Consider the following 13,135-nt stretch of genomic DNA (forward strand, 5'->3'; position numbering starts at 1 on the left):
GGCTAGCGTTCGCCTCCGGGGGCCATGAAACCTACCTTGGAGTACACATCAGCGAGTGTAACCGATGCGATTGAACGGGCCTTTTGTGCCCCGCGCGCCAGCAGCCGGTCCAGTTCGGCCGGATCGTCCAGCAGCTCCTGGGCCCGCGCCTGCACCGGGGCGAGCGTTTCGACGACCACCTCGGCCAGATCCACCTTCAGATGACCGTACATCTTGCCCTGGTACTCCTGCTCCAACTGCGCGACGGTTTTGCCCGTCAGTGTGGAGTAGATGGTGAGGAGATTGGAGATGCCCGGCTTGGCCTCGCGGTCGAAGCGGATCTCCGTGCCGTCGTCGGTGACGGCCGACTTGATCTTCTTGGCGGCCTGCTTCGGGTTGTCGAGAATGTTGATCAGGCCGGCGGTCGACTCGGCCGACTTGGACATTTTCGCGGTGGGGTGCTGGAGATCGTAGATCTTCGCCCCCTCCTTGGGGATCACGGCTTCGGGCACCACGAACGTTTCCCCGAAGCGGTGGTTGAACCGCTGCGCGAGGTTCCGGGCCAGTTCCAGGTGCTGGCGCTGGTCCTCGCCGACGGGCACGCCGTAGGGGCGGTACAGCAGGATGTCCGCGGCCATCAGCACCGGGTAGGCGAACAGCCCCACGGTTGCGGCGTCGGTGCCGTTCTTCTGCGTCTTGTCCTTGAACTGGGTCATCCGGGAGGCCTCGCCGAAGCCGGTCACGCAGTTCAGGACCCAGGCCAGCTCGGCGTGCTCCGGCACGTGGGACTGGACGAAGAGCGCCGTGCGGTCCACGTCGATGCCGCCGGCGATGTACTGCGCGCAGGTAACCCTGGTGCGGTGGGCCAGATCCTTCGGATCGTAGTCCACCGTGATGGCGTGCAAGTCGGGGATGAAGTAGAAGGTTTCGTACTCGTCCTGCAGCTTGACCCAATTGACGAGTGCGCCCAGGTAGTTGCCCAGGTGCAGGGAGTCGGCGGACGGCTGCATGCCGGAGAGAAGCCTGGGACGCTCGGCCTGCGGCCGGCCCGCCTGCCCGGCGGCCAGCACGGCGGTGTCAGTGGGTTCTGTGGTTCCTGTGCTCATCGGGATGCTTCCTAGAACTGGTAGTCGACGACCAGCGGCGCGTGGTCGGAGAATCGGGCGTCGTAGGTGGCGGCACGGTCGACGGCAGCGACCGTCGCGAGATCGGCCAGCGACGGGGTGGCCACCTGATAATCGATGCGCCAACCGGCGTCGTTGTCGAAGGCCTGGCCACGCCAGGACCACCAGGTGTAGGGACCGCTGACAGCCCCCGCCAGCGACCGGTGCACATCGCGCCAACCGATCTCCTCGCCAAAGAAGCGGTCGAAGTAGGCCCGTTCCTCGGGCAGGAAGCCGGCGCGCTTGACGTTGCCCTTCCAGTTCTTAATGTCCAGCTCGGTGTGGCCCACGTTCAGATCGCCGACGACCAGCGCGTAGTCCCGCTCGGCCTTCAGTTGCGGCAGCCGATGGCACATTGCGTCCAGGAAACGGTATTTGTCCACCTGCTTGGGGGTGTCGACCTCGCCGGAATGGACGTAGGCGCTCACCACCGTCAGGGTCTTTTCACCGTCCACGCCGTCCACGGCAAAGTCGGCCTCCACCCAGCGGCCCGCGGAGAGGAAGTATTCATCGCCGATGTGGCTGCGGGTGGCAGTCGGTTCAACACGGGAGGCGATGGCGACACCGGCGCGGCCCTTGGCCTCGGCTTCGGCATGCAGGATGTGCCAGTCGTTGCCCAGCAGCTCACGTACTACCGCGTCCGGCGCCCGCACCTCCTGCAGGCACAGGATGTCCACGTCCCGGACGGCCAGCCAGTCGGCCATCCCGCGCTTGTAGGCGGCGCGGATGCCATTGACGTTGACGCTGGCGATCCGCAGTGTCTTGCCTGCCTGGATCAGTCCGCCAGCGGCCTCGCGGGAGGTGGTCGGTGCGGGGGAAACGGTTGCCAAAGTCACCCGACTACCTTACCCAACCCTTCAGTTCAGCCAACAACTGTGCCGCTGACCGTTCCGCCACCGTCATCCTTGCGGATCATGCCTCGCCCGTTGTGGGCGGTGATCTCTACCGTTTCCAGCGCCCGGTCCACCATGCCCTCGTCTTTGCCGCGGTAGTCGCGGATCACCTTGGCCTGTACCTGGATGATCTTGAAGCTGTGGTCCAGCTTTTCGTCCCGCACGGCGTTCGCCCTGGTGAGTTCTTCCTCGACGAGGGCGGTGCCGCCGCCGGGAGCGGGGTTGGCCCGCCCGGCGTAATCGGCCTGCACGTTGGCCAGCTTCTCCTTCGCCTTGCGGGTGGCACCGCGGACGCTGAACACCACGAAGGCGGCCAGGGCCAGCCATGCCAGCGACACTGCGACGACGATCCAGCCGATGACGTCGTTCTCATTGGCGGCAAAGATCACCGCGACCAGGAAGACAAGCACCAGCACTGCCAGGCTGATGTTGCCGGCCTTGAACGGCAGCTGGCGGGCGGTGGACGTAACGGAAGACTCGGGACCAATTGATCGCATGGGCCTATTCTCTCAAATCCACGCGCCTGCGTGCGCCGTGTCCGCCCACGGCTCAGCGCGTTACCACTGCACCAGGCAGAACGGGTGTCCGGCCGGATCCAGGTACACCCTGAAGGTCTCGGTGCCCGAGTCCATGCTCGTGGCTCCCAGCTGGAGTACCAGTCCTTCGGCGATATCCAGGTCCCGGACCCTGACGTCAACATGCATCTGCTGGGGATGCTCCTGTCCCGGCCACTGGGGTGGCTCGTAATCCCGGACCTGCTGGAAGGCGATGGCCGGCCGGTCCGGGGCATCCCCGATACTGATCCAGCCGTCGTCGTCCTGTTGGACCCGGATCATGCCCAGCAGCTCCTCGTAAAAGGTCGCCAGTACATCGCTGTCCGGACAATCGATGACCAGTGCCTGCCACTTGCCGATCATGTGCCAGCTCCTTAGTTGGTTCGGGCCTTGGGACGGTGTCTCCATCATTGATGCGCCGCAAGAGTGTGGCAAGGACAGGCGGCCGCCGCCGCACGTCGCCCTCCGCACGCCCGCCGCTCGGCACCCGCCGCACGTCAGATCCGCCTACCGTACGTCAGGACGCCGCACGTCGTCGGTCCACGCCCGCCGCACGCCGGTCCGCGGTCAGTTCAGGAAGAGCTTGCGCAGCCTCCCGGTGGTGAGGATCAGCCCGAGCACGATCATGACCAGGAAGTACAGGACGTGGATCCACGTGGCGGCTGTAAAGGCGCCGACGCTGAGCTGGCGCAACAGTTCCACGCCGTGCCAGAGCGGGAATGCCTGGATCAGCCACTGGATCGGCTCCGGGTAGACGCTGAGCGGGTAGAAAGTCGCGGAGAACAGGAACATCGGGAGCATGATGAAGTTGATCCAGTCCATCTGCTGGAACGTTTTCATGTAGCTGGTGATCGCCATGCCGAAGGAAGCGAAGCCGAAGGCGACCACCACGGCTGCGGGGATCATCAACAGCGCCCAGGGCGAGGTGATCAACCCCATCGCCCCCATCACCGCAGTGAAGCCGGTGGCGTAGAGCGCTCCTCGCATCAGCGCCAGCAGGATCTCGCCGAGCGCCACGTCCAGCGGTCCCAGAGAGGTGTACAACATGCCTTCGTAGAGCTTGGCAAAGTTCAGTTTGAAGAAGACGTTCCAGGTGGAGTCGTACACCGCGCCGTTCATTGCCGAGACGGCCAGCAGCGCCGGCGCAATGTAGTTCGCATAACCGATCTCGGTTCCGCCGGGGCCGCTTATCGTGCCGATCAGCGAGCCCAGTCCGATGCCCATCGCCACCAGGTAGAGGACCGGCTCGACGAAACCGCTGACCATGATCGCCCAGTTGGTTCCCCAGGTCGCCTTGACGCCGCGGGCGAAGACCGCCCGCACGTTGCCGGCATAGAGCGAGCCAAACGGGCGGCGCGCCGGCTCGAGCCGCGGCGGCTGCGGGAGAACGTGCTGGCTCATTTGCCCAGCCTCCTGATATAGATGCGGCGCGCGAAGACCCAGCCGGCCGCGCAGAGGACGGCAAGGTAGGCGACGTGCAGCACGGTCAACCAGGCCGGTTCAACATAGCCGTAGCTGAGCACCCGGCCCAGCTCCGTCGAATGCCACAGCGGCGAGATCCAGCCGATCCAGCGCACCACCAGTGGCATGGCCTCCAGCGGAAAGAACGTGCCGGAGAAGAGGAACAGCGGCATCACGATGAACCGCTGCACCAGTGCGAACTGGCCGCGGTCTTCTTCGATGCTGGCCGAGTACGCCATCAGCGGCAGCCCGAAGGCCATCCCGCCCAGGGCCGCCGTGATGACCATCAGCCAGGCGGTGGCCTCGGTCACCGCGCCGAAGATGACCAGGCAGAGGAAATACAAGCCGGTGGTCAGCAGCAGGCGGGCCAGCACGCCCAACGAGTGCCCGTTGACCAGTTGGTGGCTCTGCAGCGGCGAGGCGTTGGGACCGTAGTAGGTCTTGCGCCATCGGAACCCCGACATCACCGAGTACGTGTTCTCTTCGCTGGCCACCATGATCGCGGCGGTCGCCAGGAGGGCGGGCGCCACGAAGACCAGATACGGCACGGACTGGCCGTTTCCGGCGTCGAGCGAGGCGTTGGTGTTGGCGTCCACCAACGTGGCGAGCCCCACACCCATGGCAAACAGGTAAACCAGCGGCGTGCCGACCGCCGTCATCAAGACGGTCCAGCCGTAGCCGCGCAACTGCCGCAGCCAATGCTCCAGGAAGTAGACGGAACCGAAGCTCCGGGCGCGCTCGGCCGACTGCAGCGGGGTCAGCGGCGAGCGCAGGCCGGTGACCGGCCGCGTCAGCGCGTCGATTTCCCGCAGCGACAGCTGCTCCGGGGCCCGCGCATCGACCGAGCCCGCGGCGGCCGCGGCGTCCGGCACGGAGGCTGCAGCGGTCGCGGTCCGCCCGGACTCTCCGGCCGTGGGCGCCGGTGCTCCTTCGGCCGGGCGCGCCGGCGTGTCTTCGGACGCGCGCGCGGTGGTTTCTTCGGCCGGGCGCGCCGTGGTCTCCATGTCCTGCCCGCCCGGCACCTGCGTGGGCTGTGGCTCAGTCAATGAGGCTCCTGCCCGTCAGCCTAAGGAAGACGTCCTCCAGGCTGGAGCGCCGCACCAGGGACGTGATCGGGCGCAGGCCGCGGTTGGACACCTGCTCGAGGGCCGCCTCGCCGTCGTCGGCATAGACCAGCACGCGGTCCGGCAGCGTTTCGAGCCGCTCCCCGATGCCGGCGAGCTCCGGGGCCACGGTGGTATTCCGCTCGGAACCGAACCGAAGCTCGAGGACCTCGCGGGTGGAATGTTCGCGGATCAGGGCTGACGGCGACCCTTCCGCCATGATCTGGCCCTTGTCCACCACGATGAGCCGGTCGCACAGCTGCTCGGCCTCGTCCATGTAGTGCGTGGTCAGGATCAGGGTCACGCCCGCTTCCTTGAGCCGGAAGAGGCGGTCCCACAGGATGTGGCGCGCCTGCGGATCGAGTCCGGTGGTGGGCTCGTCGAGCAGCAGCACCTTCGGATCGTTCATCAGCGAACGGGCGATGGTCAGCCGCCGTTTCATGCCGCCGGAGAGGGCATCGACCTTCGCCTTGGCCTTGTCCGTCAGCTGCGCGAACTCCAGCAGTTCGTCCGCCTTGGGGCGCAGGTAGGAGTACGGCAGCCCGAAGTAGCGGCCGTAAACGATCAGGTTGTCGCGGACCTTCAGTTCCTCGTCCAAGTTGTCCTGCTGCGGCACGACGCCCAGATGCGCCCGCACCTCGGGTCCGTGTCGGTCCGGGTCCAGGCCCATGATGCTCAGCTCGCCGGACGTCCGCTGCGAGACGCCGCCGATCATCCGCATGGTCGTGGACTTGCCCGCACCGTTGGGGCCGAGCAGCCCGAACGACTCCCCTGCCGGGACTTCGAAGGAGATGCCGTCGACGGCGTTGAAGTCGCCGTAGGTCTTCACGACGTTCCGGGCGGAAATGACGGCTGCGGAGGTTTGCTGAGGCAACCGGTGTGAAAGCGATGTTTGAGGCACTGCTATAGCCTAGATCACACTAGCGATTGAGGAAAGCCAATCGGGGCGGTGTCGCAGCTGGAAGCACTCACCGGCCAGAACTACCACCCCGGCGGGGCGCATGGGCCTCGACCGCATACCTGACCATCTCCGCGGCTCGGTCGGTCAGTCTGACCCCTTCGGGCCAGACGATCTTCACGCCGACCGGGCGGACCGCCGGCTCGATCGGCAACGCGGTGAAAGTCCGGCCTTCGTAGGTGGCATCGCCGGACGGCCGCTGCACTAACACCGAGTAGCCGATGCCCCGCCCGACCAGCGAGCGGGTCAGCTCGAAGTCCGTGGTGCGGTACCTGATTTTCGGCACTACGGAAGCGTCACGAAACACCGACATCGTGTGGTGGCTGCTCGGCGGCGCATCCAGCAGGATCATTGGCTCCTCGGCCAGCTCGGCCAGGCTCACCGCCTCCCGGCCGGCCAGCCGGTGGTCGGCCGGCAACAGCGCGTAGGCATGCATGGCGTCCAGCTGCACCGACTCCAGTCCCGGCCGCAGATCCATGTCGTAGACGATGGCCAGGTCCAACTCCCCCGTGAACAGCTTGTCCTGCACGGCATCCTGGGTGCCTTCGACGAAGTCCAGCTGCACCTTGGGATGCTCGGTGGCAAAGCGCTCCAGCAGCCCGGGCAGGACAGTCGGCGCCAGGGTCACGTAGCAGCCCACCACCAGCGGGCCGGCCAGCTCTCCCCCGCCGCTGCTGGTGCTGAGCTCCAGCTCCTCGGCCTCGCGCAGGAAGGTTGCGGCGCGGGCGTGCAACTGCCGGCCGGCAGGTGTCAGGCTGACTCCGTGTGCCTTGCGGCGGACCGTCAGTTGCGTGCCGAAAATTCGCTCCAGCTCCTTCACGGCCGCAGCCACTGCAGTCTGCGAGACATGGAGCTCGTCGGCGGCGGCGGCGATCGTGCCGGCCTCTGCAACGGCGACAAAGTACGCCAGCTGCCGCAGGGTATACCGGACCAAAACGCCTCCTGCGCCACGAGGATGGAAACCAAAGCTTTTCGGGGGATATTTCCCCTCTTTATGAACTTTACCGGCGGATATGTCTGCTGTCACACTCGGAGGAGACAAACCTCACGCCGGGTACGGTGCGAGGCCGCCGGCAAGGACCCGGGACACCGTTTCCGGACCAATTACGACGAGGAGAGCGAGAATGACCGCCGCCACCGAAGCCCGCCCGGTTCCCACCGCGGATTGGGTCACTATCCCCGATCTCTATCGGAACCCGTATCCCATCTATCAGAAGCTGCGGGCCGAAGCGCCCGTGCACTGGGTGCCCGCGGTCAACCGGTACATGGTCACCAGCTACCAGGCCTGCCATCTGATCGAACAGGACCAGGAGCGTTTTTCCGCCAACGAGACCAATTCGCTCATGAAGCGGGCCATGGGCCACTCGATGCTGCGCAAGGACGACCCGGAGCACGACGTGGACCGGAAATCCTATGGGAACGTCCTGCGGCCCAAGGCCATCAAGGAACACTGGAACGCCATCTTCCAGGCCAACAGCGACAAATACCTCGCCCAGTTGAAGGCCGCCGGCCCGGGCGCCGACTTCGTCTGGGAGTATGCCGCTCCCTACGCCGCGGAAAACCTGCGGCTGATCATGGGCTTCCACAACGCCACCCAGGAAGACATGCAACGTTGGTCGCAGACCATGATTGACGGCACTGGCAACTATGCCGACGATCCCGAAGTCTGGGCCAAGTCGGAACAGTCCTACAACGAAGTCGACGACGCGATCGACGAGATCCTGCCCTACCTGCGCAAGAATCCGGATGCCAGCCTGCTGTCCGGACTCACCTCCATGCCGATCCCGCTCGAGGCCATCCGGGCGAACATGAAGATGACCATCGGCGGCGGCCTGAACGAACCGCGCGACGTCCTGGGCACCACCGTGTGGGCGCTGCTGGCCAACCCGGACCAGTTGGCCCAGGTGCTCGCCGACGAATCCCTTTACGCGCGCGCCTTCGAGGAATCCGTGCGCTGGGTCGCCCCCATCGGCATGTACCCGCGGGAGGTCACGCGCGACACCGTCGTGGAAGGCATGCAGCTGCCGGCCGGCGCGCGGCTGGGCATCGTCGTCGGCGCAGCCAACCGCGACCCGGCGGTGTTCGAGGACCCCGAATCCTTCAACATCAACCGGGAGAAGAAGCCGCACCTGGCATTCGGCGGCGGCAACCACTTCTGCGCCGGCGCCTGGGTGGCACGCGCTTCGGTGGCACAAATTGCCATGCCGCAGGTTTTCCGCGAACTGCCGAACCTCCGCCTGGATCCGGACAACGCTCCGGTCGACGCCGGCTGGGTCTTCCGCGGCATGACCAAATTCCCGGTGCTCTGGGGCTAAGACCGGCCCGCACGGCACCGTTCCCACCACTCCCAAGCCAGCGCCCACAGCAAGGACAATTCCCCATGGCAAAGATCAGCTTCCACCACTCTGACGGCAACGTGGACGTGCTCGACGTCGACCCCGGCACCTCCCTGATGCGCGCCGCCGTCACCAACGGCGTCGACGGCATCGTCGGCGAATGCGGCGGCCAGGCCATGTGCGCCACCTGCCACGTCTACGTCCGCCCCGAATACCTCGACGGCCTGCCCGAAATCGGCGACGACGAAGACGAAATGCTCGACTGCACCGCCGGCCCCCGCGACGACACCCGCAGCCGGCTCGGCTGCCAGATCACGGTCGGCGACGGCCTCGAACAGATTGAGGTCGACGTCCCCGACGACCAGATCTAAGCCTTCGGCCAGCGGCGGCCGCCGCAGCGGCCGCCGTGTTGCACTGCCCCGCATCCTGCGTGAGCGGCCCGCAACCAATGCTGACCGAAGCCGCCACGGCGAACCACGGTCGCGACGGCCGGTTGCTGGCCTACGATCAAGGCACCGCAGCTCCCCGCGACACGGCCCGCAGCCGCCTCGGCTGCCAACTCACCGCCGGGGACCACTTCGACGAACTCGAAGTCGACATCCCCGACGAGCAGGCGTAACCGGGCCGCTGCGCCCGCCTGCTCGTCCCGCACCGAAAGGCCCTCCATGAACAGCCCGGAAAACATCGTCATTGTTGGCAACGGCCAGGCCGGCATCCAGCTGGTCGATTCGCTGCGCAAGGAAGGCCACACCGGGGCCATCACCCTGCTCGGCGACGAGCCGCACCACCCCTACCAGCGGCCCCCGCTGTCCAAGGACTACCTGGCCGCCGGGCAGACCCCGGCCCCGCTGCCGCTGCGCCCGGAAAAATTCTTCACCACCAACGACGTCGACGCCCGCCTCGGCGTGCGCGCCACCTCCATCGACCGGGCCGCCAGGACCGTCACCCTCGACGACGGCACCACGCTGTCCTACACGAAGCTGGTGCTCGCCACCGGGGCCGCCAACCGCGAACTGGCCGTCCCCGGCGCCGGCCTGGCCGGCATCCACGGCCTGCGCACCCTCACCGACGCCCAGACCCTGCACGCCCGCCTCGACACGGTGGGCTCCGTCGTCGTCATCGGCGCCGGCTTCATCGGCCTGGAGTTCGCCGCCGCCGCCCGCGCCCGCGGCCTCGACGTCACCGTCCTCGAATACGCCGACCGGCCCATGGGCCGGGCCCTGACCCCCACCATGAGCGCGTTCTTCGCCGACGCCCACCGGCGCCTGGGCGTGGACCTGCGCCTGGGCGAAGGCATCGCCTCCTTCGACGCCGACGAGACCGGGCACGTCACCGCCGCCGTCAGCACCACCGGCGGACGCTACCGCGCCGACCTGGTCCTGGTCGGGGTCGGCGTCATCCCGCGCACCGAACTCGCGTCGGCCGCCGGCCTCGAGGTGGACAACGGCATCACCGTCGACGAGTGCCTGCGCACCTCCGACCCGGACATCTACGCCATCGGCGACTGCGCGTCCTTCCCCAACGCCCACGCCGGCACCCGCACCCGGCTCGAATCCGTGCAGAACGCCACCGACCAGGCCCGGCACGCCGCCCGCGCCATCCTCGGCACCGGGTCCGGCGGCTACGCGGACCTGCCCTGGTTCTGGTCAAACCAGGGCCCACTGCGCCTGCAGATCGCAGGCCTGGTCGCCCCCGGCGACGACGTTGTGCTCCGCGGCGACCCCGCCGACGAAAAGTTCTCCGTCTTCTGCTTCCGCAACGGCACCCTCGCCGCCGTCGAATCCGTCAACCAGCCCGCGGACCACATGGCCGCCCGCCGCCTCCTCGCCGCCGGCGCCACCCTCACCCCCGAACAAGCCGCCGACCCCGCCTTCGACCTCAAGGCCCACTCAAAACTGCAGCCGGCGGCGCTCTAGCTTCACCGCCGGTGCGGCGGGCAGCGAGTCAGGTGGCGGGTCAGGTGGCGGCCTGTCAGCTGGTGGCGGGTCAGGTGCCCGTCCGCGGGTCAGGTTGCGGTGCCTCCGCCGCTGCCCAGTGCCTGCACTGCATGGCCTAGCACCGCCTCGGCCCTGGGACTGAGCACCATGGTGTCCGGCCAGATCGCACACATGGTCGTCTGCGATACGGGCGGCGACAGCGGACGCACCGCGACCGGCCGGCCTTCGACGGTCACGGCCGGGGCGGCCGGCCGTGACATCAGCAGCGCGTACCCCAGCCCCCGCCCGACCAGTGCCTGCACCAGCACCGCCTGCGGCATGGACGTGGCGATGAACGGGCGCAGGCCGCGTTCCTCAAAGACGCGGTACGTGTTCGCCGTGCTCGGGCTCGACTCGTACATGATCAGGGGTTCGGCTGCGAGGTCCGCCAAATCCACCGTTGGCTGCTCGGCCAAGGGATGTTCCGGCGGCAGCACCGCCTGCAACTCGGTCTGATAGATGGTGCGCTGGCTGTACCCGGCCGGGAGTTCCATGTCGTAGACCATGGCCAGGTCCAGGAGCCCGGCGTCCAATGCGGGCAGCAGGTCGTCGTGGGAGCCGACCGTGACGTCCACGCTGATGCCCGGATACTGTTCGGGCAGGCGATCGAGTACCGAGGGCAGGACGCTGCTGGCGAAGCTCGCGAAGCACCCAAGCCGCACCGGTCCCTTAAGTTCGCCGGCTGCGCCTGAGAGGTCGTTCATCAGTGCTTCCGCATCGCGCAGCAGCAGTCGGGCCCGTTGCGCGAAGAACTGGCCCGACGGGGTCAACTGGAGGCCGCGCGCCTTTCGCCGCACGCAGAGCTGCTCACCCGCGGCTCGTTCGAGGGCCGTGATGGCCTGCGACAGCGCGGACTCCGAGATGTTGAGGCTGGCGGCAGCCGAACTCAGTGTCGGGTGGTCCGGGAGGGCCGCGAAGAGTTGAAGCTGGCGCAAGGTGAAATCGACCACAGTACTTCAGTCCAATCAAAGAAGTTCGTCGGTTATCTGAAGTTTACCGACGATTGCGAGGCGTGTCACAATGGTTGTCACGTTCAACGTTCTGCCCCAAACGGTGGCTGATCCCAACCGGCGGGCAATCGCCGGGCTGCAAAGCAGACCCGGCGGCGGAACCACACGATCCGGGCCGAACACCCCGGCCTCGTCGTTCCCGCCCGCCTAAGCTCCACCCATCTGGTCGCGCCGGCCTCCTCGGTGTGACCGACCCAAGAGGACAACTATGAGCACTACAGTTTCCGGGCAATCGTCCGCCGCTAATCAGCGTCGCGTCGCGTTTGCCACCATCATCGGCACCACCATCGAGTGGTACGACTTCTTCATCTACGCCACGGCAGCGGGCCTGGTCTTCGCGCACCTGTTCTTCGAGCCGGCCGGCGAATCCATCGGGCTGCTCCTTGCCTTCGCCTCCGTTGGCATCAGCTTCCTGTTCCGGCCGCTGGGCGCCTTCCTGGCCGGCCACTACGGCGACAAGCTTGGCCGCCGCGCCATGCTGGTCATCACGCTGATGATGATGGGTGCAGCGACGACGCTGATCGGCATCCTGCCGACCTACGAGACCGTCGGGGTGCTGGCACCGGTGCTGCTGCTCCTGCTGCGCATCCTGCAGGGCATCTCTGCCGGCGGCGAATGGGGCGGAGCCGTCTTGATGGCCGTGGAGCACGCCCCGCGTGACCGCCGCGGCCGTGCAGGCTCGTTCCCCCAGCTGGGTGTTCCGCTCGGCATGCTGCTCGCTTCGGGCGTCATGACTTTGATGACCGGCGTGATCTCCCCCGGCGAGGCCTTCCTTGAGTGGGGCTGGCGCATCCCGTTCCTGCTCAGCGTCGTGTTGATCGCCATCGGCTACATGGTTCGCCGCTCGGTGGACGAGTCCCCGGTGTTCAAGGAAATCGCCGACAAGAAGCAGCAGCAGAAGGTCCCCATCGTGGAACTGTTCCGCAAGCACTGGCTGCTGGTCATCCTGGCCGCACTGATCTTCGCCGGCAACAACTCTGCCGGCTACATGGCCACCGGCGGGTTCATCCCCAGCTACGCCACCAGCGAAGCGGTGGGCATGGAGCGCACCGACGTGCTGCTGGCCATCACGTTCGCCTCGGCCATGTGGTTCATCTTCACCGCCGTGTCCGGCATCATGGCCGATAAGATCGGTCGCAAGCGCACCTACCTGATTGGTTTCGGCGCCCAGCTGCTGACGGTCTTCCCGCTGTTCTGGTTGATCGACACCGGTTCGCTGGGGATGCTGTACCTGGCGCTGGCGCTGTTCAGTTTCGGCCTGGGCTTGAGCTACGGCCCGCAGGCTGCCTGGTACAGCGAGCTCTTCCCGGCCTCGGTGCGCTACTCGGGTGTCTCGATCGCCTACGCACTGGGCGCGATCCTCGGCGGCGCGTTCGCCCCGACCATCGCCCAAGCACTGATCAATTCCACCGGGACCAGCAGCTCCGTCTCAGCGTACTTGTTCGGCATGACGATCATCTCCATCATCGCCGTGCTGATCCTGCGCGACCGCCCTGGCATCGATCTGTCGATCAACAACCAGGCCGAGCAGGAAGTCGGGGCTACCGTCTTCGACAAGCGCCGCGGGGTTTCCACCGACGACGCCGTCAAGGCCGGCGTCTAAGCCAGCAAAGGTCGTGCTGGAGTAACTCCAGCTGACTCGATACCGAGGCGGGTGTCCTGCCGGAACAAACTCCGGCCGGACACCCGCCTCGCTCGTGTC

14 protein-coding genes are annotated in these 13,135 nt (G+C 66.9%); 5 read left to right on the forward strand and 9 right to left on the reverse strand.

Annotated elements, in window-relative coordinates; genetic code table 11:
• Positions 1–2 precede the first annotated feature (2 nt).
• From trpS to AC5RUP_RS04145, 8 genes are all read right to left on the reverse strand, one after another.
• On the reverse strand, positions 3–1,085 hold the full coding sequence (gene trpS, locus AC5RUP_RS04110; RefSeq protein ID WP_494154427.1) for a tryptophan--tRNA ligase: 1,083 nt from the start codon (positions 1,083–1,085) through the stop codon (positions 3–5).
• A gap of 11 nt (positions 1,086–1,096) precedes the next feature.
• Positions 1,097–1,921: an exodeoxyribonuclease III gene (locus AC5RUP_RS04115; protein ID WP_494154430.1), complete on the reverse strand. Its 825-nt coding sequence runs from the start codon at positions 1,919–1,921 to the stop codon at positions 1,097–1,099.
• A gap of 83 nt (positions 1,922–2,004) precedes the next feature.
• On the reverse strand, positions 2,005–2,532 hold the full coding sequence (locus tag AC5RUP_RS04120; protein WP_494154428.1) for a hypothetical protein: 528 nt from the start codon (positions 2,530–2,532) through the stop codon (positions 2,005–2,007).
• Positions 2,533–2,592: 60 nt separating this feature from the next.
• Positions 2,593–2,952: a VOC family protein gene (locus tag AC5RUP_RS04125; protein WP_494068249.1), complete on the reverse strand. Its 360-nt coding sequence runs from the start codon at positions 2,950–2,952 to the stop codon at positions 2,593–2,595.
• A gap of 204 nt (positions 2,953–3,156) precedes the next feature.
• Positions 3,157–3,990, reverse strand: a complete 834-nt coding sequence (locus AC5RUP_RS04130) for an ABC transporter permease (protein WP_494068250.1) — start codon at positions 3,988–3,990, stop codon at positions 3,157–3,159.
• Positions 3,987–5,096 carry an ABC transporter permease gene (locus AC5RUP_RS04135; RefSeq protein ID WP_494158294.1) on the reverse strand — a complete coding sequence of 370 codons (1,110 nt, stop codon included), beginning with the start codon at positions 5,094–5,096 and terminating at the stop codon, positions 3,987–3,989. Before AC5RUP_RS04135 ends, AC5RUP_RS04130 begins: the two co-directional genes overlap by 4 nt.
• Positions 5,089–6,054, reverse strand: a complete 966-nt coding sequence (locus AC5RUP_RS04140) for an ABC transporter ATP-binding protein (RefSeq protein WP_494154679.1) — start codon at positions 6,052–6,054, stop codon at positions 5,089–5,091. Before AC5RUP_RS04140 ends, AC5RUP_RS04135 begins: the two co-directional genes overlap by 8 nt.
• Before the next feature lie 67 nt (positions 6,055–6,121).
• The gene (locus tag AC5RUP_RS04145; protein WP_494154680.1) at positions 6,122–7,045 is read right to left on the reverse strand and encodes a LysR substrate-binding domain-containing protein; all 924 of its coding nucleotides are present in this window, start codon (positions 7,043–7,045) and stop codon (positions 6,122–6,124) included.
• A gap of 190 nt (positions 7,046–7,235) precedes the next feature.
• Between AC5RUP_RS04145 and AC5RUP_RS04150 the strand changes: the two genes are divergently transcribed.
• From AC5RUP_RS04150 to AC5RUP_RS04165, 4 genes are all read left to right on the forward strand, one after another.
• Entirely contained in the window at positions 7,236–8,426 is a 1,191-nt protein-coding gene (locus AC5RUP_RS04150) for a cytochrome P450 (protein ID WP_494154681.1), read from the forward strand.
• A 65-nt stretch (positions 8,427–8,491) separates the two neighbouring features.
• Entirely contained in the window at positions 8,492–8,818 is a 327-nt protein-coding gene (locus AC5RUP_RS04155) for a 2Fe-2S iron-sulfur cluster-binding protein (RefSeq protein ID WP_494091986.1), read from the forward strand.
• Positions 8,819–8,877: 59 nt separating this feature from the next.
• Positions 8,878–9,066, forward strand: a complete 189-nt coding sequence (locus tag AC5RUP_RS04160; RefSeq protein WP_494150209.1) for a hypothetical protein — start codon at positions 8,878–8,880, stop codon at positions 9,064–9,066.
• Between the two features lie 46 nt (positions 9,067–9,112).
• Entirely contained in the window at positions 9,113–10,363 is a 1,251-nt protein-coding gene (locus tag AC5RUP_RS04165) for an NAD(P)/FAD-dependent oxidoreductase (RefSeq protein WP_494158295.1), read from the forward strand.
• Between the two features lie 89 nt (positions 10,364–10,452).
• On the opposite strand, the gene AC5RUP_RS04170 is transcribed toward AC5RUP_RS04165, so the two are convergent.
• On the reverse strand, positions 10,453–11,373 hold the full coding sequence (locus AC5RUP_RS04170; protein ID WP_494154219.1) for a LysR family transcriptional regulator: 921 nt from the start codon (positions 11,371–11,373) through the stop codon (positions 10,453–10,455).
• A gap of 268 nt (positions 11,374–11,641) precedes the next feature.
• Between AC5RUP_RS04170 and AC5RUP_RS04175 the strand changes: the two genes are divergently transcribed.
• On the forward strand, positions 11,642–13,036 hold the full coding sequence (locus AC5RUP_RS04175; protein ID WP_494133462.1) for an MFS transporter: 1,395 nt from the start codon (positions 11,642–11,644) through the stop codon (positions 13,034–13,036).
• Positions 13,037–13,135 lie beyond the last annotated feature (99 nt).

This window comes from Arthrobacter sp. Y3223151 (assembly GCF_059091125.1).